The sequence below is a fragment of the Serratia sp. MF1(2023) genome, from assembly GCF_030954545.1.
Classification (GTDB): domain Bacteria; phylum Pseudomonadota; class Gammaproteobacteria; order Enterobacterales; family Enterobacteriaceae; genus Serratia; species Serratia sarumanii.
Map to the genome: position 1 here is coordinate 108,292 of NZ_JAVHUX010000014.1, position 24,259 is coordinate 132,550.

25 protein-coding genes and 1 other RNA gene are annotated in these 24,259 nt (G+C 61.2%); 8 read left to right on the top strand and 18 right to left on the bottom strand.

The window, feature by feature from the left end:
- Positions 1 to 87 precede the first annotated feature (87 nt).
- From arcB to mtgA, 3 genes are all read left to right on the top strand, one after another.
- Positions 88 to 2,427, top strand: a complete 2,340-nt coding sequence (gene arcB, locus REA38_RS08450; RefSeq protein ID WP_033649005.1) for an aerobic respiration two-component sensor histidine kinase ArcB — start codon at positions 88 to 90, stop codon at positions 2,425 to 2,427.
- 237 nt (positions 2,428 to 2,664) lie between these two features.
- Positions 2,665 to 3,318: an isoprenoid biosynthesis glyoxalase ElbB gene (gene elbB / locus REA38_RS08455; protein ID WP_047570433.1), complete on the top strand. Its 654-nt coding sequence runs from the start codon at positions 2,665 to 2,667 to the stop codon at positions 3,316 to 3,318.
- Positions 3,315 to 4,046 (top strand): monofunctional biosynthetic peptidoglycan transglycosylase, encoded by a 732-nt coding sequence (gene mtgA, locus REA38_RS08460; protein WP_060429154.1) that lies wholly within the window; start codon positions 3,315 to 3,317, stop codon positions 4,044 to 4,046. The genes elbB and mtgA overlap by 4 nt, the downstream gene beginning before the upstream one ends.
- A 39-nt stretch (positions 4,047 to 4,085) precedes the next feature.
- Here mtgA and dolP read toward each other — a convergent pair whose 3' ends face one another.
- The 4 genes from dolP to REA38_RS08480 are packed head-to-tail and all read right to left on the bottom strand — an operon-like array spanning position 4,086 to position 7,699.
- Complete coding sequence (dolP, locus tag REA38_RS08465) at positions 4,086 to 4,661, bottom strand: division/outer membrane stress-associated lipid-binding lipoprotein (RefSeq protein ID WP_033636114.1); 576 nt, start codon at positions 4,659 to 4,661, stop codon at positions 4,086 to 4,088.
- Between the two features lie 9 nt (positions 4,662 to 4,670).
- Positions 4,671 to 5,261 (bottom strand): DnaA initiator-associating protein DiaA, encoded by a 591-nt coding sequence (gene diaA, locus REA38_RS08470; RefSeq protein ID WP_004937103.1) that lies wholly within the window; start codon positions 5,259 to 5,261, stop codon positions 4,671 to 4,673.
- Between the two features lie 51 nt (positions 5,262 to 5,312).
- Entirely contained in the window at positions 5,313 to 5,666 is a 354-nt protein-coding gene (locus REA38_RS08475) for a YraN family protein (protein WP_086556960.1), read from the bottom strand.
- Positions 5,663 to 7,699, bottom strand: coding sequence for a penicillin-binding protein activator (locus REA38_RS08480; RefSeq protein ID WP_308885659.1), 2,037 nt, complete (start codon positions 7,697 to 7,699; stop codon positions 5,663 to 5,665). The genes REA38_RS08475 and REA38_RS08480 overlap by 4 nt, the downstream gene beginning before the upstream one ends.
- 62 nt (positions 7,700 to 7,761) lie before the next feature.
- Between REA38_RS08480 and rsmI the strand changes: the two genes are divergently transcribed.
- Positions 7,762 to 8,625 (top strand): 16S rRNA (cytidine(1402)-2'-O)-methyltransferase, encoded by an 864-nt coding sequence (rsmI, locus tag REA38_RS08485; protein ID WP_074026945.1) that lies wholly within the window; start codon positions 7,762 to 7,764, stop codon positions 8,623 to 8,625.
- 41 nt (positions 8,626 to 8,666) lie between these two features.
- An RNA gene (gene rnpB / locus REA38_RS08490) (RNase P RNA component class A) lies at positions 8,667 to 9,044 on the top strand.
- A gap of 57 nt (positions 9,045 to 9,101) precedes the next feature.
- Here rnpB and REA38_RS08495 read toward each other — a convergent pair.
- Entirely contained in the window at positions 9,102 to 9,803 is a 702-nt protein-coding gene (locus tag REA38_RS08495; RefSeq protein ID WP_033636111.1) for a pirin family protein, read from the bottom strand.
- Positions 9,804 to 9,910: 107 nt separating this feature from the next.
- Between REA38_RS08495 and REA38_RS08500 the strand changes: the two genes are divergently transcribed.
- Positions 9,911 to 10,807 carry a LysR family transcriptional regulator gene (locus tag REA38_RS08500; RefSeq protein WP_004937113.1) on the top strand — a complete coding sequence of 299 codons (897 nt, stop codon included), beginning with the start codon at positions 9,911 to 9,913 and terminating at the stop codon, positions 10,805 to 10,807.
- Between the two features lie 49 nt (positions 10,808 to 10,856).
- Here REA38_RS08500 and REA38_RS08505 read toward each other — a convergent pair whose 3' ends face one another.
- From REA38_RS08505 to REA38_RS08555, 11 genes are all read right to left on the bottom strand, one after another.
- A complete protein-coding gene (locus REA38_RS08505; RefSeq protein WP_164105319.1) occupies positions 10,857 to 11,843 on the bottom strand; it encodes a glutathione S-transferase family protein in 987 nt (328 codons plus the stop codon).
- Positions 11,844 to 11,913: 70 nt separating this feature from the next.
- Entirely contained in the window at positions 11,914 to 12,309 is a 396-nt protein-coding gene (locus tag REA38_RS08510; protein WP_004937119.1) for a DoxX family protein, read from the bottom strand.
- A 294-nt stretch (positions 12,310 to 12,603) separates the two neighbouring features.
- A complete protein-coding gene (locus tag REA38_RS08515; RefSeq protein ID WP_004937121.1) occupies positions 12,604 to 12,891 on the bottom strand; it encodes a YqjK-like family protein in 288 nt (95 codons plus the stop codon).
- A complete protein-coding gene (locus tag REA38_RS08520; protein ID WP_033636106.1) occupies positions 12,888 to 13,289 on the bottom strand; it encodes a phage holin family protein in 402 nt (133 codons plus the stop codon). Before REA38_RS08520 ends, REA38_RS08515 begins: the two co-directional genes overlap by 4 nt.
- 2 nt (positions 13,290 to 13,291) lie before the next feature.
- Positions 13,292 to 13,597 carry a YqjD family protein gene (locus tag REA38_RS08525; protein ID WP_004937125.1) on the bottom strand — a complete coding sequence of 102 codons (306 nt, stop codon included), beginning with the start codon at positions 13,595 to 13,597 and terminating at the stop codon, positions 13,292 to 13,294.
- A gap of 164 nt (positions 13,598 to 13,761) precedes the next feature.
- Complete coding sequence (locus REA38_RS08530) at positions 13,762 to 14,133, bottom strand: DUF1090 domain-containing protein (protein WP_033636105.1); 372 nt, start codon at positions 14,131 to 14,133, stop codon at positions 13,762 to 13,764.
- Between the two features lie 241 nt (positions 14,134 to 14,374).
- Positions 14,375 to 14,749 (bottom strand): EnvZ/OmpR regulon moderator MzrA, encoded by a 375-nt coding sequence (gene mzrA, locus REA38_RS08535; RefSeq protein WP_004937130.1) that lies wholly within the window; start codon positions 14,747 to 14,749, stop codon positions 14,375 to 14,377.
- Positions 14,746 to 15,426, bottom strand: coding sequence for a DedA family protein (locus REA38_RS08540; RefSeq protein ID WP_033636104.1), 681 nt, complete (start codon positions 15,424 to 15,426; stop codon positions 14,746 to 14,748). Before REA38_RS08540 ends, mzrA begins: the two co-directional genes overlap by 4 nt.
- Positions 15,427 to 15,561: 135 nt before the next feature.
- On the bottom strand, positions 15,562 to 16,008 hold the full coding sequence (locus REA38_RS08545) for a hypothetical protein (RefSeq protein ID WP_033636103.1): 447 nt from the start codon (positions 16,006 to 16,008) through the stop codon (positions 15,562 to 15,564).
- 186 nt (positions 16,009 to 16,194) lie between these two features.
- Positions 16,195 to 16,971 (bottom strand): transcriptional regulator ExuR, encoded by a 777-nt coding sequence (gene exuR / locus REA38_RS08550; protein WP_033636102.1) that lies wholly within the window; start codon positions 16,969 to 16,971, stop codon positions 16,195 to 16,197.
- A gap of 119 nt (positions 16,972 to 17,090) precedes the next feature.
- Positions 17,091 to 18,389, bottom strand: a complete 1,299-nt coding sequence (locus REA38_RS08555; RefSeq protein WP_033636101.1) for an MFS transporter — start codon at positions 18,387 to 18,389, stop codon at positions 17,091 to 17,093.
- A 300-nt stretch (positions 18,390 to 18,689) separates the two neighbouring features.
- On the opposite strand from REA38_RS08555, the gene uxaC reads away from it, so the two are divergent.
- Together uxaC and REA38_RS08565 are read left to right on the top strand one after the other, a co-directional pair.
- Entirely contained in the window at positions 18,690 to 20,102 is a 1,413-nt protein-coding gene (gene uxaC / locus REA38_RS08560; protein WP_308885664.1) for a glucuronate isomerase, read from the top strand.
- 20 nt (positions 20,103 to 20,122) lie between these two features.
- Positions 20,123 to 21,610, top strand: a complete 1,488-nt coding sequence (locus REA38_RS08565; protein ID WP_308885667.1) for an altronate dehydratase family protein — start codon at positions 20,123 to 20,125, stop codon at positions 21,608 to 21,610.
- A 54-nt stretch (positions 21,611 to 21,664) separates the two neighbouring features.
- Here REA38_RS08565 and sstT read toward each other — a convergent pair whose 3' ends face one another.
- Together sstT and REA38_RS08575 are read right to left on the bottom strand one after the other, a co-directional pair.
- Positions 21,665 to 22,900 (bottom strand): serine/threonine transporter SstT, encoded by a 1,236-nt coding sequence (gene sstT / locus REA38_RS08570; protein WP_033649012.1) that lies wholly within the window; start codon positions 22,898 to 22,900, stop codon positions 21,665 to 21,667.
- A gap of 256 nt (positions 22,901 to 23,156) precedes the next feature.
- A complete protein-coding gene (locus tag REA38_RS08575; RefSeq protein ID WP_033649013.1) occupies positions 23,157 to 24,131 on the bottom strand; it encodes a TerC family protein in 975 nt (324 codons plus the stop codon).
- Between the last annotated feature and the right edge of the window lie 128 nt (positions 24,132 to 24,259).

The window sequence follows — 24,259 nt, forward strand, 5'->3', positions numbered from 1 at the left end:
CTATTTTCCGTTAGCAAGACTTGACTCTCAGACACGGCGGAAAAATTTACGGTATGATTCAAAAGATTGTGTCTGATGGGAGCCGCTATGAAGCAAATCCGGGTGTTGGCCCAGTACTACGTTGATTTAATGGTGAAACTGGGGTTGGTGCGCTTCTCGCTGCTGCTGGCCTCGGCGCTGGTGGTGCTGGCGATGGTGGTGCAGATGGCGGTGACCATGCTGCTGCGCGGCGAAGTGGAAAGCATCGACGTGGTGCGTTCAATCTTCTTCGGCCTGTTGATCACCCCGTGGGCGGTCTACTTCCTCTCGGTGGTGGTGGAGCAGTTGGAGGAGTCGCGCCAACGGCTGGCGCGGCTGGTGGACAAGCTGGAAGAGATGCGCCACCGCGATCTGGAGCTCAATCAGCAGCTCAAAGACAATATCAGCCAGCTGAATCAGGAGATCGCCGATCGCATCAAGGCGGAAGAAGAGCGCCTGCAGGTGATGGAGAAGCTGACGGAAGAGATGGAACAGCGCGAGCTGGCGCAGATTGAGCTGGGCCAGCAGTCGGCGCTGCTGCGTTCCTTCCTCGACGCCTCGCCGGACCTGGTCTACTACCGCAACGAAGACAAAGAGTTCTCCGGCTGCAACCGCGCGATGGAGCTGCTGACCGGCAAGAGCGAGAAGCAGCTGATCGGCCTGACGCCGTTCGACGTCTACGGTCAGGAGATCGCCGAAAAGGTCATTGAGACCGACGAGAAGGTGTTCCGCCACAACGTCTCGCTGACCTACGAACAATGGCTGGTGTATCCCGACGGCCGCAAGGCCTGTTTCGAACTGCGCAAGGTGCCGTTTTACGACCGGGTGGGCAAACGCCACGGGCTGATGGGCTTCGGCCGCGATATTACCGAGCGTAAGCGCTACCAGGACGCGCTGGAGAACGCCAGCCGGGAGAAGACCACCTTTATCTCCACCATCAGCCACGAGCTGCGTACGCCGCTTAACGGCATCGTCGGCCTGAGCCGCATCCTGCTCGATACCGAGCTGAACGACGAGCAGCTGAAATACCTGAAGACCATTCACGTCAGCGCCATCACCCTCGGCAATATCTTCAACGACATTATCGAAATGGACAAGCTCGAGCGGCGCAAGGTGCAGCTCGACAACCAGCCGGTAGACTTCACCGGTTTCCTCGCGGATCTGGAGAATCTCTCCGGCCTGCTGGCGCAGCCGAAAGGGCTGCAGTTCATCATGGAGCCGCAAACGCCGCTGCCGCAGCAGATCGTGACCGACGGCACGCGCCTGCGGCAGATTTTGTGGAACCTGATCGGCAACGCGGTGAAATTTACCCAGCAGGGGCAAATCGTGGTGCGCGTGCGGCGCGAGGCGCAGGAGAAGCTGGTGTTCGAGGTGGAAGACTCGGGCATGGGCATCCCGCAGGACGAGCAGGACAAGATCTTCGCCATGTATTACCAGGTGAAAGATCAGCGCGGCGGCCGCCCGGCCACCGGCACCGGCATCGGGCTGGCGGTCTCCAAGCGGCTGGCGCAGAGCATGGGCGGCGACATCACCGTGCGCAGCGAACAGGGGCACGGTTCTTGCTTCACTCTGACCATCCAGGCGCCGGCGGTGCAGGAAGCCGTCAGCGCGGCGCCGGAGGAAGAGGAGCTGCCGTTGCCGGCGCTGCACATCCTGCTGGTGGAGGATATCGAACTGAACGTGATCGTGGCGCGCTCGGTGCTGGAGAAGCTGGGCAACAGCGTCGAAGTGGCGATGAACGGCCACGATGCGCTGGCGATGTTCGATCCGGACGAGTTCGATCTGGTGCTGCTGGACATTCAACTGCCGGACATGACCGGGCTGGACATCGCCCGGGCGCTGCGTGAGCGCTACGCCGGGCAGGCGCTGCCGCCGCTGGTTGCGCTGACCGCCAACGTGCTGAAAGACAAAAAAGAGTACCTCGAGGCGGGCATGGACGATGTGCTGAGCAAGCCGCTGTCGGTGCCGGCGTTGACCCAGGTCATCAAACACTATTGGGATCATCAACCTTCTCACACTTCAAAGAAAACGGAGCACAAGGCGATGCAGATTAATGAGTCGTTACTCGATACCGCGATGCTGGAACAGTACATGGATCTGGTTGGCCCGCAGCTGATCCACCAAAGCCTGGAGATGTTCGAACAGATGATGCCGGGCTATCTGGCGGTGCTGGACTCCAACATGACGGCGCGCGATCAGAAAGGCATCACCGAGGAAGGGCACAAGATCAAGGGCGCCGCCGGTTCGGTCGGTCTGCGCCATCTGCAGCAGCTGGCGCAGCAGATTCAAACGCCGACGCTGCCGGCCTGGTGGGATAACGTGCAGGATTGGGTGGATGAGTTGAAGCAAGAGTGGCGCAACGACGTGCAGGTACTGAGGGCTTGGGTAGAGAACGCTGAAAAAAAATGACCCCGACCTAAGCCGGGGTGCGCGAATATTGCGCCAACACCAGGGAAATTGTGAACCTGCGTATTGGTTTCAGTGTTCTGGTCGAGCAGGTTGTAGCGAATTCCTAAACATCATACAGCCAACAACATAGCAAATGTAAGCGCTCTTGTTAGAAGATTCATTAAAATGTGTGATGTAGATTAGTGTTTGTCAACTCCGAGCACGAACCAGTTGACAGCAGCGACAGGAGTAAGAGTGATGAAAAAGGTGGGTGTAGTCCTCAGCGGCAGCGGCGTTTATGACGGTACGGAGATCCATGAAGCGGTGCTGACGCTGCTGGCGTTGGATCGTGCCGGCGCGCAGGCGGTGTGCTTTGCGCCTGATAAACCACAACGCCATGTTATTAATCACTTATCGGGTGATGAGATGGCGGAGACGCGCAATGTCCTGATTGAGTCGGCGCGCATTGCCCGCGGCGCGGTGCAGCCGCTGGCGCTGGCGGAGGCCGCGCAGCTGGATGCGCTGATCGTGCCCGGCGGCTTTGGCGCCGCCAAGAACCTCAGCAATTTCGCCGAAGCCGGCGCGGAATGTTGGGTCGATGAAGATTTGGCGCGCCTGACGCGCGAGATGCATAAGGCCAACAAACCAATTGGCCTGATGTGCATCGCGCCGGCGCTGTTGCCGAAACTGCTGGATCAACAAGCGCGGCTGACCATTGGCAACGATCCGGACCTGGGAGAAGTGATTGACGCCATGGGCGGCGAACCGGTGATTTGCCCGGTGGACGACATCGTGGTGGACAGCGATCACAAGATCGTGACCACGCCGGCCTATATGCTGGCGCCGTCGATCGCGCAGGCGGCCCTCGGCATCGATAAGCTGGTGGCGCGGGTGCTGGAACTGGCTGAATGAGAAAATCGCTCGGCGGATGGCGGCGGCTGCGCCCGTGGTATTGGCTGAAGCGCGGCGTCATCGCGTTCCTCGGCCTGTGGGCGTTGGGCATTGTGCTCTTCGCCTTCCTGCCGGTGCCGTTTTCCGCCGTGATGGCGGAGCGGCAAGTCAGCGCCTGGCTGAGCGGCGACTTCGGCTACGTCGCCCATTCGGACTGGGTGTCGATGGACGACATCTCGCCGCAAATGGCGCTGGCGGTGATGGCGGCGGAGGATCAGAAGTTTCCAGACCATTGGGGCTTCGACGTGGCGGCCATTGAAAAGGCGCTCAGCCACAACGAGAAGCGCCCGACGCGCATCCGCGGCGCCTCCACGCTGTCGCAGCAAACCGCCAAGAACCTGTTTCTGTGGGATGGCCGCAGCTGGCTGCGCAAAGGGCTGGAGGCCGGATTGACGTCGGGCATCGAGCTGGTGTGGACCAAACGGCGCATTCTGACGGTGTATCTGAACATCGTCGAGTTCGGCGACGGAGTATTCGGCGTGGAGGAGGCTTCACAGCGCTTTTTCCATAAGCCGGCTAAACGGCTGAGCGCGGCCGAGGCGGCGCTGCTGGCGGCGGTATTGCCGAATCCGCATCGTTTCAGGGCCGATGCGCCGTCCGGCTATGTGGTGCAGCGTCAACAGTGGATCATGCGCCAGATGCGGCAGCTGGGCGGGGAAGCGTTTTTACGCGAGAACTCGCTGGATTAAACGGGCGGGAACGGCAGGGCGCCGTTCCCGCCAAGCGGATTATTTCACATAGGTAAAGGCGGTGGTGACGTGCTTCACGCCGCTGACCTGGCTGGCGATCTGCGCCGCCGACTGCCCTTCCTGCTGCGTGACCAGGCCCAGCAAGAACACTTCGCCGTTTTCGGTAGTGACCTTCACGTTAGACGATTTCACCGTATCGCTGGTCAACAGCTGCGAACGCACCTTGGTGGTGATCCAGGTGTCGGAGGACGCGGTGCTCAGGCTGACCGGCGTGCCCTGACGGATTTCGTTATACACTTCGCTCGTGCCTTCCACGCCCATGGCGATCTGCTTGGCGCGCGCGGTGAGATCGGCGTTAGGCGACTGGCCGGTCAACAGCACCTTGCCCTGATAGGCGGTGGCGACCACCCGGGCATCTTTCTTCAACTGCTGGTCTTTGCTCAGGGCATTTTCGACCCTGGCTTCCAGCGTGCCGTCATCCACCTGGGTCCCTACGCTGCGCGGGTCGGTGGCGGTTTTGGTGGCGACGGCCGCACTGCCGACGACGACGCCGGCGATACAGCCTTGCAACAGCAGGGCGCTGGACAGCACTGCAAATGTGGCTTTTAGCTTCATCTCAGTTCCTTAATCGTCCTGGTGGGGGAATAACGTGTTGTCTATCAGGTCGCACAGGCAGTTTACGGTCAGCATATGCATTTCCTGAATGCGTGAGCTGCGGTGCGACGGGATGCGGATCTCGACGTCCTGCTGGCCGAGCAGCCCGGCCAGCTCGCCGCCGTCGTAGCCGGTGAGCGCGACGATGGTCATATCGCGCGTAACGGCCGCCTCGACCGCTTTCACAATATCACGGCTGTTGCCGCGGGTGGAAATCGCCAGCAGCACGTCGCCGGTGTGCCCGAGCGCGCGCACCTGCTTGGCGTACACTTCGTCGTGCAGCCGATCGTTGCTGATCGCCGTCAGCACCACGTTGTCGGCGTTGAGGGCGATGGCCGGCAGGCTGGGGCGCTCGGTTTCAAAACGGTTGATCATGCTGGCGGCGAAGTGCTGCGCGTTGGCCGCCGAGGTGCCGTTGCCGCAGCACAGGATTTTGTTGCCGTTGAGTAAGGATTGAACCAGCGTCATTGCAGCGCGGGAAATGGCGTCCGGCAATGCTTCCGCCGCCGCGATCTGGGTTTGGATGCTTTCGGTAAAACAGACTTTAATTCTATCCAGCACGTTGTATTAATCCACTAAGTCAAAGGGCCGGTCTGCGCCGCAAAACCCCGATTAATCCGCATTGAAGGCGTTGGGTATCCATTCTAACTGGCTACCGGTAATGGCCAAAACATCAAAACGGCAAGATGATGTGTCAAAACTGGCTCCGCGCCCCGCCAGCCAGACGGCGGCGGCGTGCAGCAACCGCCGTTGTTTGCGAAAGGTGACGCTGGCGGCCGCGCCGCCGAAGGCGTCGTTGCGGCGGTAGCGCACTTCGACGAATACCCAGGTAGCGCCGTCGCGCATGATGAGGTCGAGCTCACCGCCGCGCACCGCGACGTTGGCGGCGCAGAAGGTGAGCCCGGCGTGTTCCAGGTGACGGCGGGCCAGTAACTCATAGCCCGCCCCTGAGGCGCGTGGGTTCAAGAGACCGGAACGACCGTGCCCTGACGGTATTGCAACCAAGGCAGCTTACGGTTGATCACGCAGTTCGGCGACGCGCTCAGCATACCGGTGGTGCCGGAAACCTGGAAGCCCGGCAGCTGGCGCATTTCAGCAAAGTGGTTGGCCAATGTCCAGGCATCCATCCCCATCGCATACAGGCGCACCAACGAGTAGTCGTTGCGGAAGCGCGCGCTGGCCTGCTGCAACAGCTGAGGGTTTGAACCGGCCAGCAGCGGGATATCGCTAAACTGCAGGCCTTCCATTTCCAGACGGAAGTCCGGGCCGGCGCCGGCCTGGTAGCTGCGCGAGCTGGCGTACATCGCCGGCTTGCCGCGCGAGCTGGTGGCCATGTCGATCATCGGTTTGATCAGCGTCAGCTGAGACTGCGTGGCGACGATATACACCGCGTCGACGCCGCCGGTTGCGGCGGGCACGTCGCTCGGCGGCGCCGGAATGGTCAGCCCGGCGATGGTCACGCTCTGCGGCGCCGGGGCGCTTGACATCGGCGTGCCGGTCATGCGGATGCCGCCGCTGTTCACCATCTGGCGCAGCTCGCCGGCGGAGCCGATGTCCTGACGCAGCACGGTTTGCCCGCCTTGCTTCTGCCATTCCTGGTTAAAGGCCTTGGCGACGCGATCGCCGAAGGCGCCGCGCGGCACCAGCAGCAGCGGTTGACGCTTCTGCTGTTCCCAGATGTGGCGAGCGGCGTCGCGCGCTTCATCTTCCGGCGACAGGGCGAAGTAACAGATGTTCAGGTTGTCCTTTGGCGTTTCCGGCTGGTTGAGCGCCAGCACGTTCAGCGTGGTGGTGCTGGCGGACAGCTGATCGACGTTCTCTTTCAGCAGCGGCCCGACCACCAGGGTGGCGCCATCCTGCTGCGCCTGGCTCAGCAAGGCGGCCAGCGGCTGGCTGGTGGTGTCGTACACTTTGACCTGCGCGTTGGCGGCCTGCGGCGGCGTTATCGGCGCGCTGGACGGCGCAGCGGGTTGCGCGGCGGTCACGGCAGGCTGGCTCTCTTGCGCCGAAGGGCTGACCGCGCCGTTGGCGTTGATGTCACCCGTGGCGGCCTGATCGGCCGGCGCCGTTTGGGCCGGTACGCTGGCCGGTGGCGCGGCTTGAGGCTGCGGCGCCGGCATGGAACCGCCGTTTTTCGCCGCTTCGAAGCCTTGCTGGATGGCGTCGGCGAACACTTTCGCCTGGCCGTTCAACGGCAGCAGCAGGGCGATTTTCGAGGTGGAAGCCTGGGTGAAGTTCAGCACCTGGTTCAGGCGAGCCGGCAGCGTTTTGGCCGCCGGGTTCTTCGGATAACGGTTCTGCCAGTCTTTGATGCCGGCCTTTAGCAGATCGGGATCCTGCTTGTTGTCCTGATAGACGCGCAGCAGATCCAGCCAGCCTTGCAGCACGTTCTCGTCGGCGTTGATCACCAGGCTGTTCATCTCCTGCGGCGTCAGCTGCAGCAGCGCCTGCCAGGTCTGATCCAGGTTGTCCTGATGCGGTTTGCCGGTCAGCAACGGCTCCTGAGCGATATAGGCGCGGATCAACGGCAGCGACGCTTTGCCCTGATTGGCGGCGATCTGCGCCTGGTAGTAGCGCACCTTCTGATTCGGCGACAGCGAACCGCTGTCCAGGTGGCCCAGCGTGCTGCGGGCGCCGACGTAGCTCTTGTTGGCGATCTGCAGTTCGGCGGTCAGCAACTGGCGTTCAGTCTGCTGCGCGCCGCTGAGGTTTTTCGGCAGCTGATTCAACTGGTCGCCGGCCTGCGGCAGTTTTCCTTCACGCAGCAAGGCGCGAATAGCAAGTAATTGCCAGTCAGCCTTGTTATCATCGCTGCTTTGCTGCAACTGCTGCAGGTAGTAATCGGAGCTGGCGCTCGCTTCGTCCTGTATATTGGCGGGCGGCGTTTGCGGGGCCCGACTTGGACAGCCTGCCAGGAAAAGGGCGGCCGCGATGACTGCGGTAAGTCGGACAGGCTTGGAACGCCCTGCTTTGGTACGAACGAATGTTGAGGAAAGCATACTGTATCCAGTGATGTTTTTTTCAAGATGCTCAATATTAAATCGGCAACCCGGATGAAACAATGAATCAACACCAACAATCAGTCATTTCTGCATCAACGCTGTATGTGGTGCCCACCCCAATCGGCAATCTGGGCGATATCACCCACCGTGCGTTAGAGGTACTGAAAAGCGTTGATCTGATCGCGGCGGAAGACACGCGCCATACCGGATTGCTGCTGCAACACTTCGCGATCAACGCGCGTCTGTTCGCGCTGCATGACCACAACGAACAGCAAAAGGCCGATCAACTGCTGGCGAAACTGCAGGAGGGCCAGAGCATCGCGCTGGTGTCCGACGCCGGCACGCCGCTGATCAACGATCCCGGTTATCACCTGGTGCGCCGCTGCCGCGAGGCCGGCATTCGCGTGGTGCCGCTGCCGGGCGCCTGCGCCGCCACCACCGCGCTGTGCGCCGCGGGCGTCGCTTCCGACCGTTTCTGCTACGAGGGCTTCCTGCCGGCGAAAACCAAGGGGCGCAAGGATACGCTGATGGCGCTGGCGGAGGAACCGCGCACGCTGATTTTCTACGAATCCACTCACCGCCTGCTGGAAAGCCTGCAGGACATGGTTACCGTCTGGGGCCCGCAGCGCTATGTGGTGCTGGCGCGCGAGCTGACCAAAACCTGGGAATCCATCCACGGCGCGCCGGTGGGCGAGCTGCTGGCGTGGGTGCAGGAAGATGAAGTGCGCCGCCGCGGCGAGATGGTGCTGATCGTCGAAGGCCACAAGGTGCAGGAGGATGCGTTGCCGCTCGAGGCGCTGCGCACGCTGGCGCTGCTGCAAAAAGAGCTGCCGCTGAAAAAGGCGGCGGCGCTGGCGGCGGAAATCCACGGCGTGAAGAAAAATGCGCTGTATAAGCACGCGCTGGAGCAACAACAGCCGTAAAGCGGTTGACCTGCCGTCGCCGCGACGCTACTATCCGCGCCGGAGTTGACCAGACAGTCGCCGCTTCATTGCCGTCCTCTTCGGGGAGACAGATGGAGGGGAGGAAAGTCCGGGCTCCATAGGGCAGGGTGCCAGGTAACGCCTGGGAGGCGCAAGCCTACGACTAGTGCAACAGAGAGCAAACCGCCGATGGCCCGCGCAAGCGGGATCAGGTAAGGGTGAAAGGGTGCGGTAAGAGCGCACCGCGCGGCTGGCAACAGTTCGTGGCACGGTAAACTCCACCCGGAGCAAGGCCAAATAGGGGTTCACATGGTACGGCCCGTACTGAACCTGGGTAGGCTGCTTGAGCCAGTGAGCGATTGCTGGCCTAGAGGAATGACTGTCCACGACAGAACCCGGCTTACCGGTCAACTCCCTCGACAAAAGAAAACCCCGCGCAACGCCAGTTGCGCGGGGTTTTTCGTTTTCCGGCCGGCTTACACTGGCAGGTCAATCAGCAGTGCGCGCAGCGGCGTCTCGGCGCGGATCGTCAGGCGATTCTCCTCGCGCACGAAGGCGCCGTCGCCGCAGGTCAGGCGTTGTTCTTCGTGGCGCTCGCCGGTGGCGGCGATGGTGCCGTGAATCGACTGCAAATAGGCGCGCGGCCCGTTAATCGTCAGCGTTTGTTCTTCGCCCGGCTGCAGATCGAGATGGTGGATCCAAACCTGCTGGCGCAGCTGCAGGCTGCCCTGCGCGCCGTCCGGCGAGGCCAGCAGCAGGTTGCCCGCCGCCGGCAGCGTCAGGCGCTGCACCCGCTCGTTGTTGCGTTCCGGGCAGGCGTCCAGCCACAGCTGCAGGCGAGTCAGCGGCGTATCGCTGCTGACGTTCTGTTCGCTGTAGCTCAGGCTCGGCTGGGTGGCCAGCAGCAGCGCTTCACCGGCTTTGGCGCGCGCGGTGTTGCCGTCGCTGTCGCGGTATTCCGCCTCGCCCTGCAGGATCAGGTTCAGGATATCCACGCTGGGATAGGTGCGCGGCTGGAACGACGCGCCCGGCGCCAGCACCTCCTGATTCAGCACCCGCAGCGACGCGTAGCCCATCAGTTTGGGATCGAAGTAGTGACCAAAGGAAAAGGTGTAGCGAGCCTGCAGCCAACCAAAGTCAGCTTGCCCGCATTGTTGTGCTGTTCTGCATGTGATCATGGCAATCGGCTCTCTAAATTCATTATCCAAATGGTAAGCATCTGGACGTCGGATTGTTAGCCAGTTAATCTGGTCGGCATATTCAAATTTCCTGACAGAGGGATGTGATGGCCAGAGATCGGGCGCTCACGCTTGAGGCGCTGAGAGTGATGGACGCGATCGACCGGCGCGGCAGCTTCGCCGCGGCCGCCGACGAATTGGGCCGGGTGCCGTCGGCGCTCAGCTACACCATGCAAAAATTGGAAGAAGAATTGGACGTGGTACTGTTCGACCGTTCGGGCCACCGCACCAAGTTCACCAACGTGGGGCGCATGTTGCTGGAGCGCGGGCGGGTGCTGCTGGAAGCGGCCGACAAGCTGACCACCGACGCCGAAGCGCTGGCGCGCGGTTGGGAAACCCACCTGACCATCGTCAGCGAAGCGCTGTCGCCGCCGAGCCTGCTGTTTCCGCTGGTGGACAAGCTGGCGCTGAAGGCCAACACCCAGGTGTCGATTTTCACCGAGGTGCTGGCGGGCGCTTGGGAACGGCTGGAGCAGGGGCGCGCCGACATCGTGATCGCGCCGGACATGCACTTCCGCGCGTCGTCGGAGATCAACACCCGCAAACTGTACAAGGTGATGAGCGTTTATGTCGCCGCGCCGGATCACCCGATCCATCAGGAGCCGGAGCCGTTGTCCGAGGTGACCCGCGTGAAGTACCGCGGCATCGCGGTGGCGGATACCGCCCGCGAGCGCCCGGTGTTGACCGTACAGCTGCTGGATAAACAACAGCGCCTGACGGTGAGCACAATCGAAGACAAACGCCTGGCGCTGCTGGCCGGGCTGGGGGTGGCGACCATGCCGTACCCGATGGTGGAGAAAGATATCGAGGCCGGGCGGCTGCGCGTGGTGGGGCCGGAATACAGCCGCGAAGCCGATATTATCATGGCCTGGCGGCGCGACAGCATGGGGGAGGCGAAGGCCTGGTTCCTGCGCGAAATTCCGCGCCTGTTCGCACAGCGTTAACGCCGGTTGGATGACATCCCCTTGCCGGGCGGCAAGGGGATTTTTTGCCTTAGCCGAAGCGCCGATCGCGGCCGTGCGGCTCGTCCAGATCCTGAGCCGGCCCGATGGAAATGATGCCGTGCGGGTTGATGGTGGCGTGGCTGCGGTAGTAGTGGTTGCGAATGTGCGGCAGGCTGACCGTCTCGGCGATGCCCGGCATCTGGTAGATGTCGCGCAGGAAACCGTACAGGTTCAGGTAGTCGCTGATGCGGTGTTTGTCGCACTTGAAGTGGGTGACGTACACCGGATCGAAGCGCACCAGCGTGGTCCACAGACGCAGATCGGCTTCGGTCAGCCGATCGCCGGTCAGGTAGCGGTGCTGCCCCAGGATCTGCTCCAGGCGTTCGAGCGCGCTGAAGACCCCGCTGACCGCGTCGTCATACGCTTCCTGGCTGGTGGCGAAACCGGCCTTGTACACGCCGTTGTTCACTTGATCGTAAATCCAACCGTTCAGCTCATCGATTTTGCCGCGCAGATCGGCCGGGTAGTAATCGCCCGCGCGGGCGCCCACGCCGTCAAACGCGCTGTTGAACATGCGGATGATATCGGCGGATTCGTTGCTGACGATGGTTTGCCGCTGTTTATCCCACAGCACCGGCACGGTTACGCGCCCGCTGTAGTGCGGATCGGCCCGCAGGTAGATTTGGTACAGGAAATCGGCGTGATACAGCGGATCGCCGGTGGTTTCAGGAAAATCCTGACCGAAGGTCCAGCCGTTTTCCAGCATCAGCGGGTGCACCACCGAGACCGGAATGATCTGCTCCAGCCCTTTCAGTTTGCGCATCAGCAGCGTGCGGTGCGCCCAGGGGCAGGCGAGAGAAACGTACAGGTGATAACGGCCCGCTTCGGCCTGGAAGCCGCCTGCGCCGTGTTCGCCCGGCTGACCGTCGGCGGTCACCCAATTGCGAAACTGAGCGGTTGAACGTTTGAAACGGCCGCCGGTAGATTTGGTGTCATACCAGATGTCTTGCCAAACGCCATCGACGAGTTGTCCCATGGGAATCTCCTTGGTGTCCGAGTGAAAAGCGACAGGGCCCGGCATGCCGGGCCCTGAATGACAGTTTAGATTACCATTTCTTGTTCAGAAGACGGTCGATGCTGAAGCCGCCAGGGCCTGCGACCGCCAACACGATGAAGCCGCCGGCGATGGTCAGGTTTTTCATGAACATCAGCTGGTTTACGCCTTCCGCAAAGTCAGTGTGGAACAGCAGCGCGGTCAGAATGGTGAAACCGGCAGTGAACAGCGCCACGGTGCGGGTCAGGAAGCCGAACAGGATCGCCAGACCGCCGCCAAATTCCAGCAGGATGGTCAGTGGCAGCAAGAAGCCAGGCACGCCCATCGATTGCATGTACTGTTGGGTACCGGCATAAGCGTCACCCATTTTGCCGTAGCCTGCCACGATAAACAGGATTGGCATCAGAATACGAGCAACCAACAAACCTGTATCTTCTAATTTTTTCATCATCTACTCCAACGTGTTTTTGTGTGCCTGTTCGGCGGTAGTCATATCAACGGGCGGCGTAGCGGGTCTCTTACCCTGTCCGCTCCGTCTCGAATTGATGGAGTGAATGTTAAGCGGGAAGTGCTCAGGTTGTTAGCAAGTAAAACTGTCGTAATTTTTCAAAAAATCTGAATCTTTAGCGTGCTAATAAACTGACGCTTGTCAGCAGGTTGCCCGGCCCTCGGGATAAGCAGCGCTGTTTTAGGGGGGAAACGAGGGCGGAGCAACAGGATGTTTGAAGGAAAAGCGCGGGGCTTACTTGGCGGAGAAGGTCTTTTTAAACAGGCGGATAGCGCTCCAGGCGCCGAAAGCGCGGCGCGACCAGCGGATCATCTTGCTGGGGTGGCGGATGCCGTACAGCGCCATGACGCTGGAACCGAGCACCAGATAGCGGCGCAGGCCAAACACCGTCTGCCAGCCGCGGTCGATGCGTTCGGTCTTTTCCAGCCATAAAGACTTGTGTTCGGCCAGATCCAGACGCTGTTGCTGGATCTGGCGAATCAGCCTCTCTTTTTTCCATTCCAGATAGCGGCGGCGGCTCATGGCTCGCGCTCCAGTTCGGCACGATCGAGTTCCAGCTGCTTGCGCGTGGCGCCGAGCAGCGTGGTGCGACGGGCCTTGACCAGCGTCCAAATGGTGCCGACCACGGCCAGGAACAGCAGCACGCCGGTCGTGGCACCCAGCGCCATCAGCCGATAGACCGGATCGATGGCCCAGAAGATCAGGATCAGCAGGCTCATCAAACCGAAGGCGGTAAACAGCAGCGTCATACCGGCCATGATCAGCAGCTGAATGAGGTTGGCTTTCTCCTCTTCCAGCTCGACCACCGCCAGCCGGACACGGGTTTCCACCATGCCGACCAGGATCGTGATGATGCGCTGACCGATATCCAAGACCCCTTTAGCGGGGCCCTGCGCGCGCACTTGCGGTTGTTCAGCCATGATTAACGACGCGCGAGCAGCACGCCCAACACCACGCCGACCGCCGCGCCGATGCCGATGCCGGTCCACGGGTTGTCGCGCACATAGTCGTCGGCCTGGCCGGCGATCTGCTTGGTTTGCGAAGCCAGCTTGTCACCGGCGTCGCTCAGGCGAGCGCGGGTTTCTTTCAGCGCGCCTTCCGCCTTCGAGCGCAGCTTCTCCAGCTCGGCTTTCGGCTTGTCGGTAGAGGAGTTCAGCACTTCCTCCAGCGTATCGGCTAAGGACTTCAGTTCAGCGCGTAAGTTTTCTGCATTTGAATCATGTGCCATGTGATTATTCCTTAACGTTTATTTCGACAGACTTTTAACATAGCGGATTTTTTCGCCGGAGCAAAGGGGTGATGGCCAGCAGATAACACCAGGCATCAATCCCATATGCTTAATAAATCCCGTGTGATGGGGCTCTCATCGATAAATCCGCTGGTACAAAAAAATTATTCCGCCTGAGCGCGTTTCAGCTCAGCCTGCGCTTCCGCCAGCTTCTGCTGCTTCTTGGCGACCTTGTCCAGCTTGCCGGTTTGCTGCGCTTCTTTCAGCTCCTGCCGGCGTTCGTCGACCTTGCGCTGTTTCTCTGCGATATTTTTCTGGCGTTCGGCCTGCAGGCCGGCTTCGGTACAGTGAGTCTGCACTTCGCTCAGCGCTTTTTTCAGCCCGTCCACGCGGTGGGTGTTGCCGTGCTGGGTGGCATAGTCGATTTGCTGCTGGATGTCTTGCGCTTTGGCGGCGCAGCCGCCCTCAGCGGCCGAAGCGAGAGCCGGCAGCGTGCAGAGTGGCAACAGCAGTAACAGTGAATGGCGTAATTTCATCTTTCAGTTCCTTTTCATGGGATGCCTGAACAGGCATCCGCTTTCCTGACTGCCGAAGGCGGCAGCGCGAGAGGAGGGCGTTCATCGCCGGCTGAAGTTACCCTTCAGCATAGTCATGAAACCGGCGCGCCCCCAAAGAATCAGCCGTGACTCGGTGCTGACTGATTAATTCTTGAGCTAATCGGTGCGAATGAAAATGAAAATAATGCAATGAAAGGAAACCCCTTCATATGAAGGGGGATTATCCCAGATTGAGTGGGGAACGCGCAAATTCGCGTACCCAATGCGACGGCACGGGGGATTCGCTCAACGCGATGTGGTAACCGGGCGGCAGGATGGTTTGCAGCGCTTCGCGCGCCAGCAACTGCTGCTCCGGCGAATCCAGACGGATGACCAGGCCATCGCCTTCCGGCGTGATGCTTTTGATGCGGATGCCGCGCTCATCCAGGCGCTGGTAGACGTAAAAACCGTCGGGCAGCGACAGCCCTTGCTGGCTGGCGCGAATGCGCAGCTCGCTCTCGGTGCGCACCATGCAGGGCACCAACAGCGTCGCCAACGCCAGCAGGGCGAGCGCGATCATCAGGACGTATTGCCAGCGCGGGCGCTTTGCTGTCACGCCCCTTTCCCCGGGTTCTGGCCGCTGGCGCGTTTCTTGCGCCACAGCACGATCAACGAGCCGATCAACCCGACCACCAGCAATACCAGCGGCAACATCATCAGGCAGAACATCAGCTGATCTTCATACTTGCGGAACACCGGGGTTTTGCCCAGCGCGAAGCCCAGCGTCGTCAGGATCAAGACCCACAGCAGGCCGCTCATCCAGTTGAAGAACTGGAAGCGCGCGTTGCTCAGGCCGGACAGGCCGGCGATGGTCGGCAGCAGGGTGCGCACGAAGGCCAGGAAGCGGCCGACCAGCAGGGCGGAAAGCCCGTGGCGGTGGAACAGGTTGTGAGCGCGTTGATGGTAGTGGGCCGGCAGGTGCGAAAGCCAGCCTTGCACCGTTCGCGTATTGCCGAGCCACCGGCCCTGTATGTAGCTGACCCAGCATCCCAGGCTGGCGGCGACGGTCAGTATGACGATGGTCAGCGGGAAGCCCATGGTGCCTTTGGCGATCAGCACGCCGACCAGGATCAGCAGGCTGTCACCCGGCAGGAAAGCGGCCGGCAGCAGGCCGTTTTCCAAAAACAGAATCATGAACAGCAGGATGTAGAGGGTCCACACCAACGAAGGGTTCGCCAGCGTCTCAAAATCCTGCTGCCACAGGGCATGTATCAGTTCTTTAATGATGTCCATCCGGTGTTCCTAAAACGTCATTGTTTATTTTTATCTCAGCGGCGGAACGGGCGTGGGCTGAAAGCGCGCGGCGATCCTGAATGCTGATAACGATGAAACGGCGTTGCTTTAAGGTTTTTAGCGGTGCGACACCGGTCATAGGTGATAAGTCAGCGTGCCACGGTACTGCATGTTACTTTCTTTCCAGCCGGCCTGCCGACTCTGTTGCCTGGAGGCGTCCAGCATCCAGTCGACCTGGGCAAGCCGGTTGGGAGCCGGAGTGTCCTGGCGGGGGAAGCGAATTCGGTAGCCCGGCTCTGCGGCCAAGGTATAGACCGGCGCCGGCAGGGAGGATGCGAGCAGCGAACCGGGGAAAGAGTGCGCTCTGGGCAGCAGCAGCGGCAACTTGCCGGGGGCTTTGCGGCGCGCTTCGGCCGGTGCCCGATACACATGATCATAGGGGGAAAGCGCCGGCTCCGCCAGCAGCGGCAGGCTGCTCAGCGCGCTGGGGGTTGGCTTGGGTGACGCCACGCATAGCTGTTGGCCGGAGACCGAACCGGTCCAGCAAAAAACAGCAATCAGCATGGCAAACAACCAGCGCATTTATTCGCGTCCCGCCCCCGCAGCAATGGGTAAAAAAGTGGGCTAACTCTACCAAAATAGCACGATTGGCAACAGGGAAATCTACGTTGCCGACGGTGAAATAGTACACGGCAAACGGCGGTTCCGGCATCGATTCAGCGGATTTTACATTACCTGACATAAGCCGACGGTTTTTGACCGCCGTGGCTATTTCGGTTCGTGGCTCACGCCATCCAGATGCACCACCGGATTCTCGGCGAACAGATAGCGGTCGGCATTGTATTCGAAATCGTCGCTGGTGGCGTTGAACAGCATCTGCTTGGTGTTTTCCAGGTGTTGCCACATCGCCAGTTTGGCGGCGTAAGGATCTTTGCGCATCAGCGCCTTGAGGATCTGATCGTGATCGTCGCACCAGCTGGCGATCGAACGTTCGTCGATATGTTCGTGCAGTTTCTTCCAGTAAGGGTTGTTGACCCGCTGCACCCACATTTTTTCCACGATGGTGGCCATGGCGGTGTTCTGGGTGGCCAGCGCCACCTGCACGTGGAACTTCAGATCCCACTGCGAGTCGCGAAAGCGATCCTCTTTGCGGGCGTGCTCCTGGATCTCCATTAGCTGCACGATATCTTGTTTGGTCACCTGGGTGGCGGCGAATTCAGCGATGTTGCTTTCGATCAGCTGGCGCGCCTGCAGCAGCTCAAACGGGCCGGCGGTGGCGAACTCGATGCTGTCGCCCGGCACCACCAGGTGTTTTTGCTGGTTGGACACCACGTGGATCCCGGATCCCTTGCGCACGTCCACATAGCCTTCCACTTCCAGCATGATGATCGCTTCGCGCACCACGGTGCGGCTGACATTCATCTCTTCGGCGATGTATCGCTCGGCCGGCAGCTTGTCGCCCACCGGGTAGCGGCCGCTTTCGATGCGTTGTTTAAGCTCGGCGGCCAGTTGCTGATACAGGCGTCTGGTTTCAGTGAATTCCATAGTGAATGCTCTATACGGTGCGGTGGGAAGGGGCGCGTGGCCATCGGATTTGTTATACCACTTATTCGGCACCGCTGCCAGAGGAGCAGAAGGCCCGGCGCGGGGGCCGGGCGACGGGATCAGCTGCGCGCCGGAGACGGCTGCAGCGCGGCCGGTTGCGCTTCGGCGGCCGGGCGGTTTTGCAGCACCGTCCAGATGACGATGGCGCCGAGAATATCGAAGACCGACAGCGCGGCGAACAGCGGGCTGAAGCCGAGAGTGTCCGCCAGGGCGCCGACCACCAGCGCGAACAGCGTGCTGGCGGTCCAGGCCGCCATGCCGGTCAGGCCGTTGGCGGTCGCCACCTCATTGCGGCCGAACACGTCGGAAGAGAGGGTGATCAGCGCGCCGGACAGCGCCTGATGGGCGAAGCCGCCGACGCACAACAGCGCAATAGCCGCGTAAGGGCTGGTGAACAGGCCAATCATGCCGGGGCCGATCATCAACACCGCCCCCATCGTCACCACCAGCTTACGCGAGACGATCAGATTGACCTTGAAATACTTCTGGAACAGCGGCGGCAGGTAGCCGCCGACGATGCAGCCGAGATCGGCGAACAGCATCGGCATCCAGGCGAACATGGCAATCTCTTTCAGGTTAAAACCGTAGGCCTTGAACATGAACAGCGGGATCCAGGCGTTGAAGGTGCCCCAGGCCGGCTCCGCCAGAAAGCGCGGCAGCGCGATGCCCCAGAACTGGCGGTTGCGCACGATCTGCCAGGCGGACATTTTTTTGGCGTTAGAGGTCTGGTGCTGCGCTTCCTGGCCTTCGAGGATGTAACGGCGCTCTTCCTGGCTCAGTTTCTTCTGATCTTTCGGGTGTTTGTAGAACAGCAGCCAGCAGATGGCCCAGATCAGGCTCAGCACGCCGGTGATGATGAACGCCATCTCCCAGCTGTGCGCCACGATGGCCCACACCACCAGCGGCGGGGCGATCATGCCGCCGATCGACGAACCGACGTTGAAATAGCCGACGGCGATCGAACGCTCTTTGGCCGGAAACCACTCGCTGCTGGCCTTCAGCCCGGCGGGGATCATCGCCGCCTCGGCCATGCCGACCGCGCCGCGCGCCAGCGCCAGGCCGCCCCAGCTGTTGGCCAGCGCGGTGCCCATGCAGAACAGCGCCCACAGAATGGCGAACATGGCGTAGCCGACCTTGGTGCCCAGCACGTCCAGCACATAGCCCGCCACCGGCTGCATCACGGTGTAGCAGGCGGAGTAGGCGGCGACGATGTAGGAATACTGTTGGGTGGTGATGTGCAGCGTATCTTCCAGCGTCGGCGCCGCCACGGCGATGGCGTTGCGGGTCAGGTAGCCCAGCACGGTGCCGACGGTCACCAGCCCGATCATGTACCAGCGTAACCCTTTAATTTTACGCATCCGAAATGTCTCCCCGTTTGAAGGTATGGCCGGCGATGCGGCTGGCGAGACAATAACCTGTCATACAGGTTTAAAAGTTGAGTGATATCACAAAAGGAATTATTCGCCTGAGCGATACTGTCGCCGATGAAATAGCGCATTTATGACGCAAGTTTGCCGTAAAAACGAGCAGAAAAGGGATTAAGGGACAGCAAAACGGCAGGCGTCGAGAAAAATTTGCTGGACGCTCATTAAAATTGGTGTGATAACTTTTGTGATTCGATCCCCATGCCGCACGGCAAGTAAGGTAAGGAGCCCGAGATGGCGACGTTTTTGAGCGAAGATTTCCTGCTGGACAGCGAATTTGCCCGGCGTTTGTATCATGACTACGCGGCGGACCAGCCGATTTTCGATTACCACTGCCATTTGCTGCCGCAGCAGATCGCGGAGAATACCCGCTTCAGCAACCTGTACGATATCTGGCTGCGGGGCGATCACTATAAATGGCGGGCGATGCGCACCAACGGCGTGGCGGAGCGGCTGTGCACCGGCGATGCGGGCGATCGCGAGAAATTCGACGCCTGGGCCGCCACGGTGCCGCACACCATCGGCAATCCGCTCTATCACTGGACGCATCTGGAGCTGCGCCGGCCGTTCGGCATCACCGGAACGCTGCTGTCGCCGGCCACGGCGGATGAGATCTGGCAGCGCGGCAATGCGCTGCTGGCGCAGGATGAGTTTCGCGCGCGCGGCATCATGCGGCAGATGAACGTGAAAATGGTCGGCACCACCGACGATCCGATCGACGATCTGCGCCATCATCGGGCGATCGCCGACGATCACAGCTTCGATATCAAGGTGTTGCCGAGCTGGCGGCCGGACAAGGCCTTCGCCATCGATGCGCCTGGTTTCAACGACTATCTGCGGCAGCTGGAGGCGGCGGCGGACACCGCCATCGGCCGCTTCAGCGCGCTGTGCGACGCGCTGTACAAGCGCATGGATCACTTCGCCGCCCACGGTTGCAAGGTGGCCGATCATGCGCTGGACGTGGTGGTGTTCGGCGAGGCTGACGAAGCGGCGCTGGATGCGATCCTGCTGCGCCGCCTGAACGGCGAGCTGCCGACCCCGGAACAGAACGCCCAGTTCAAAAGCGCAGTGCTGCTGTTCCTGGCCGGCGAATACCGGCGCCGCGGCTGGGTGCAGCAGTACCATATCGGCGCGCTGCGCAATAACAACAGCCGCATGCTGGCCGCCGTCGGGCCGGATATCGGCTTCGACTCGATCAACGATCGGCCGCTGGCGGAGCCGCTGTCGCGGCTGCTGGATGCCCAGGCGCGGCAGGGCGGCCTGCCGAAAACCATTCTCTATTGCCTCAACCCGCGCGATAACGAAGTGATCGGCACCATGATCGGCAATTTCCAGGGGGAAGGCACGCCGGGCAAGATGCAGTTCGGCTCCGGCTGGTGGTTCAACGATCAGAAGGACGGCATGCAGCGCCAAATGACGCAGCTGGCGCAGCTCGGGTTGCTGAGCCGCTTCGTCGGCATGCTGACCGACAGTCGCAGCTTCCTGTCGTATACGCGGCATGAATACTTCCGCCGCATTCTTTGCCAGATGATCGGCCGCTGGGTGACGGACGGCGAAGCGCCGGCGGATCTCGCGCTGCTGGGCGAGATGGTGAAAAACATCTGTTTCGACAACGCCAAAAACTATTTCGCCATTGAACTGGCGTAGCCGTTATCCGGGACCGGTTTATGCAAAGTACGATAAAGATTCACGAGCAGGATAACGTGGCGGTGGCGCTGCGCGATCTGGCCGCCGGAGAAACGGTTGAGCTGGACGGGGAGCGCGTTCAACTGGCGCAGCCGGTGGCGCGCGGGCACAAGTTTGCGCTCGGCCCGATCGCAAAGGGCGAGGACATCATCAAATATGGCCAGCCGATCGGCCACGCGCTCGCGGCCATCGGGCCCGGGGAACATATTCATTCGCAAAACGCCAAAACCAACCTGAGCGATCTGGACAGCTACCGTTACCAGCCGCAGTTCCCGGCGTTGCCGCCGCAGGCGGCGGATCGCGAGGTGCAGCTGTACCGCCGGGCCGGCGGCGACGTGGGGATCCGCAACGAACTGTGGATCGTGCCGACCGTCGGCTGCGTCAACGGCATCGCCCGCCAGATCCAGCAGCGCTTTTTGCAGCAAACGCAGGCGGAGGGGATCGACGGCGTGCATCTGTTCAGCCATCCGTTCGGTTGCTCGCAGCTGGGACAGGATCATGCCAACACCCGCATCATGCTGCAAAACATGGCGCGCCATCCCAACGCCGGCGCGGTGCTGGTGATCGGGCTGGGGTGCGAGAACAATCAGGTGGAGGCCTTTCGCGCCACGCTGGGGATGGCGGACGAGCGGCGGCTGCGCTTTATGGTGTGCCAACAGCAGGACGACGAGGTGGAGGCCGGGCTGGGGCTGCTGCACGAGCTATACCGTGAGATGCGCCACGATCGTCGCGAGCCGGGCCGCCTGAGCGAGCTGAAGTTCGGCCTGGAGTGCGGCGGTTCGGACGGATTGTCGGGCATTACCGCCAACCCGCTGCTGGGACGGTTTTCCGATTATGTGATCGCCAATGGCGGCACCACGGTGCTGACCGAAGTGCCGGAGATGTTCGGTGCCGAGCGTATTCTGATGAGCCGCTGCCGCGATGGGGAGACTTTCGACAAAACCGTCGACATGATCAACGATTTCAAACGTTATTTCATCGCCCATCAACAGCCGATATACGAGAACCCGTCGCCGGGCAACAAGGCCGGCGGCATTACCACGCTGGAAGAGAAATCGCTTGGCTGCACCCAAAAAGCGGGACTGAGCCAGGTGGTGGGCGTGCTGAAATACGGCGAGCGGCTGCGCGTGCCGGGGTTGAATCTGCTCAGCGCGCCGGGCAACGACGCGGTGGCGACCAGTGCGCTGGCCGGCGCCGGCTGCCATATGGTGCTGTTCAGCACCGGGCGCGGCACGCCGTACGGCGGCTTTGTGCCGACGGTGAAGCTGGCCACCAACAGCGAGCTGGCGGCGAAGAAACCGCACTGGATCGATTTCGACGCCGGCGGTCTGGTTCACGGGGTGGCGATGGAGACCTTGCTCGGCCGCTTCGTCGATCTGATCGTCGAGATCGCCAACGGCCGTCCGGCGCGCAATGAAGCCAACGATTTCCGCGAGCTGGCGATCTTTAAAAGCGGAGTGACGCTGTAAGGCTGACAAAAAAGGCGCTCGAAAGAGCGCCTTTGCAATGCAGCCAGGGTGGGATTAACGCACCTTCAGCGGGTCTTCGTTCGCCAGCCGCTGGTCTTCCGCCTGGCAGGCCGCGGCGGTGAACAGCACGTCGGTGGAGGAGTTGAGGGCCGTTTCCGCCGAATCCTGCAGCACGCCGATGATAAAGCCGACCGCTACCACCTGCATCGCCACGTCGTTCGGAATGCCGAACATGTTGCACGCCAGCGGGATCAGCAGCAGCGAGCCGCCGGCCACGCCGGACGCGCCGCAGGCGCAGAGGGCAGCCACCACGCTCAGCAGCAGGGCGGTCGGAACGTCCACCGCGATGCCCAGCGTGTTTACCGCCGCCAGCGTCAGTACGGTGATGGTGATCGCCGCGCCGGCCATATTGATGGTTGCGCCCAACGGGATGGAAACCGAGTAGGTGTCCTCATTCAGGTTCAGCTTCTTGCACAGCTCCATGTTCACCGGGATGTTGGCGGCCGAGCTGCGGGTGAAGAAGGCGGTTACGCCGCTCTCGCGCAGGCAGGCGAACACCAGCGGATACGGATTGCGGCGGATCTTCCAGTAAACGATCAGCGGGTTGAGCACCAGCGCCACCAGCAGCATGCAGCCGATTAACACCATCAGCAATTGGGCGTAGCCCCACAGCGCGCCGAAACCGGTTTCCGCCAGCGTAGAAGCCACCAGGCCGAAGATGCCGAGCGGCGCACAGCGGATCACCGCGCGCACCACCAGCGTGACCGCATGGGACATGTCGTTGATCAGCCCCTTGGTGGTTTCGGAAGCGTGGCGCAGCGCCAGCCCCAGCCCGACGGCCCACGCCAGAATACCGATGTAGTTGGCGTTAATCAGCGCATGGAACGGGTTGGCCACCACGCTCATCAACAGGCCCTTCATCACCTCCACAATGCCGCCCGGCGGGGTAATGTCCGTCGCGCCGGTGCTCAGCGCCAGCGTGGAAGGGAAGATAAAGCTGACGACGACCGCCACCAGCGCCGCGGCGAAGGTGCCCAGCAGGTAGAGGAACAGGATCGGGCGAATGTTGGTCTTCTGCCCCTGTTTATGGTTGGCGATCGAGGCCATCACCAGCACCAGCACCAGCACCGGCGCCACCGCCTTCAGCGCGCCGACGAACAGGGAACCGAGCAGGCCAACGGCGGAGGCCGCCGCCGGCGAAACCAGCGCCAACAGAATGCCGGCCACCAGGCCGACCATGATTTGTTTGACCAGGCTACCCTGCGTGATCTTTTGTAGTAGTTTTTGCATAGTGCTTTCTTCCTGATGTTATCTGGCCGCCGCGGCGGGAACGACGCCGGGTGGCTTTATATGATTCTGTAACTAAGTGTGTTTGCCGAATCAGTATTCAGCAATCGAATGATGTTGGAAAGAGGCGAAGGTGAAATTCTAAGCGCGGATCAACACTTGATAACATACTGGTTACATTTGTGTGATCGCAATAACGTTTGGCGTTTTGGGGGAATTGCCAAACAATCACGGGGCGACTAGCGCCCCGGATAACAGATTATGGTTGTTTATTCGCCAGGCGATCGTTGCGACGGTTGACCCAGGCGTTAATCAGCAAGGTGAGCGTCAGGATGCCCGCCACCACGCCCAGCGATACGCCGATCGGGATGTGGAAGAAGTCGATAATCAGCATCTTGATGCCGATAAACACCAGGATCACCGACAGGCCGTATTTCAGCATCGAGAAACGCTCCGCCACGTTGGCCAGCAGGAAGTACATGGCGCGCAGGCCCATGATGGCGAACAGGTTGGAGGTCAGGACGATGAACGGGTCAGTGGTCACGGCGAAGATCGCCGGAATGCTGTCCACCGCGAAGATCACGTCGCTCAGCTCTACCAGGATCAGCACCAGCACCAGCGGGGTGGCGAACAGGATGCCGTTGCGGCGCACGAAGAAGCGCTCGCCTTCCAGGTTGTCGGTCATGCGCAGGTGGCTGCGCAGCCATTTCACCAGCGGCTTGTCGCCGATCGCCGAGTCATCTTCCTTCGCCAGCGCCATTTTGATACCGGTGAACAGCAGGAAGGCGCCGAACAGGTACAGCAGCCACTGGAACTGGCTGACCAGCCAGCTGCCGGCGAAGATCATGATGGTACGCAGCACGATCGCCCCCAGCACGCCGTAGATCAGCACCCGCCGCTGCAGGTTGGCCGGCACGGCGAAGTAGCTGAACAGCATCAGCCAGACGAACACGTTATCCACCGCCAGCGCTTTTTCGATCAGGTAGCCGGTGAGGAAGGCCAGCGCCTGGGTATCGGCGACGGCGCGCCCGGCGGTTTCATTCAGGTAGTACCAGAAACCGAAATTGAACAGCAGGGAGAGGCTGACCCACACCAGCGACCAGCTGGCGGCCTGCTTCATAGACATGGTGTGCGCGCCTTTACGGCCCTGCAACAGGAGATCGATTGCGAGCATCACGACTATGACGGCGGCGAAGCTGCCCCATAACCACGGTGTGCCAACGGAATTCATCATCAGAGGTATCCTTCAAAAACAAAAACGGCCAACGTCGGAAGACGCCAGCCGCTCTGTGAACGCTGCAAGCAAACCTCGCCTTCCGGCAAGGTCTCACTTACAACGTTGATGAAGGTGGTTACACCTTT

Excerpts from the sequence above, each read along its gene's own strand:
- REA38_RS08530 (WP_033636105.1), bottom strand. The coding sequence starts at position 14,133 with ATGAAATTACGCCATTCACTGTTACTGCTGTTGCCACTCTGCACGCTG.
- REA38_RS08545 (WP_033636103.1), bottom strand. The coding sequence starts at position 16,008 with ATGCGCTGGTTGTTTGCCATGCTGATTGCTGTTTTTTGCTGGACCGGT.
- REA38_RS08540 (WP_033636104.1), bottom strand. The coding sequence starts at position 15,426 with ATGGACATCATTAAAGAACTGATACATGCCCTGTGGCAGCAGGATTTT.
- REA38_RS08575 (WP_033649013.1), bottom strand. The coding sequence starts at position 24,131 with ATGATGAATTCCGTTGGCACACCGTGGTTATGGGGCAGCTTCGCCGCC.
- rsmI (WP_074026945.1), top strand. The coding sequence starts at position 7,762 with ATGAATCAACACCAACAATCAGTCATTTCTGCATCAACGCTGTATGTG.
- REA38_RS08525 (WP_004937125.1), bottom strand. The coding sequence starts at position 13,597 with ATGGCACATGATTCAAATGCAGAAAACTTACGCGCTGAACTGAAGTCC.
- arcB (WP_033649005.1), top strand. The coding sequence starts at position 88 with ATGAAGCAAATCCGGGTGTTGGCCCAGTACTACGTTGATTTAATGGTG.
- elbB (WP_047570433.1), top strand. The coding sequence starts at position 2,665 with ATGAAAAAGGTGGGTGTAGTCCTCAGCGGCAGCGGCGTTTATGACGGT.
- uxaC (WP_308885664.1), top strand. The coding sequence starts at position 18,690 with ATGGCGACGTTTTTGAGCGAAGATTTCCTGCTGGACAGCGAATTTGCC.
- REA38_RS08505 (WP_164105319.1), bottom strand. The coding sequence starts at position 11,843 with ATGGGACAACTCGTCGATGGCGTTTGGCAAGACATCTGGTATGACACC.
- REA38_RS08515 (WP_004937121.1), bottom strand. The coding sequence starts at position 12,891 with ATGAGCCGCCGCCGCTATCTGGAATGGAAAAAAGAGAGGCTGATTCGC.
- REA38_RS08495 (WP_033636111.1), bottom strand. The coding sequence starts at position 9,803 with ATGATCACATGCAGAACAGCACAACAATGCGGGCAAGCTGACTTTGGT.
- REA38_RS08480 (WP_308885659.1), bottom strand. The coding sequence starts at position 7,699 with ATGCTTTCCTCAACATTCGTTCGTACCAAAGCAGGGCGTTCCAAGCCT.
- exuR (WP_033636102.1), bottom strand. The coding sequence starts at position 16,971 with ATGGAATTCACTGAAACCAGACGCCTGTATCAGCAACTGGCCGCCGAG.
- REA38_RS08510 (WP_004937119.1), bottom strand. The coding sequence starts at position 12,309 with ATGAAAAAATTAGAAGATACAGGTTTGTTGGTTGCTCGTATTCTGATG.
- REA38_RS08555 (WP_033636101.1), bottom strand. The coding sequence starts at position 18,389 with ATGCGTAAAATTAAAGGGTTACGCTGGTACATGATCGGGCTGGTGACC.
- REA38_RS08565 (WP_308885667.1), top strand. The coding sequence starts at position 20,123 with ATGCAAAGTACGATAAAGATTCACGAGCAGGATAACGTGGCGGTGGCG.
- mtgA (WP_060429154.1), top strand. The coding sequence starts at position 3,315 with ATGAGAAAATCGCTCGGCGGATGGCGGCGGCTGCGCCCGTGGTATTGG.
- REA38_RS08520 (WP_033636106.1), bottom strand. The coding sequence starts at position 13,289 with ATGGCTGAACAACCGCAAGTGCGCGCGCAGGGCCCCGCTAAAGGGGTC.
- dolP (WP_033636114.1), bottom strand. The coding sequence starts at position 4,661 with ATGAAGCTAAAAGCCACATTTGCAGTGCTGTCCAGCGCCCTGCTGTTG.
- sstT (WP_033649012.1), bottom strand. The coding sequence starts at position 22,900 with ATGCAAAAACTACTACAAAAGATCACGCAGGGTAGCCTGGTCAAACAA.
- REA38_RS08500 (WP_004937113.1), top strand. The coding sequence starts at position 9,911 with ATGGCCAGAGATCGGGCGCTCACGCTTGAGGCGCTGAGAGTGATGGAC.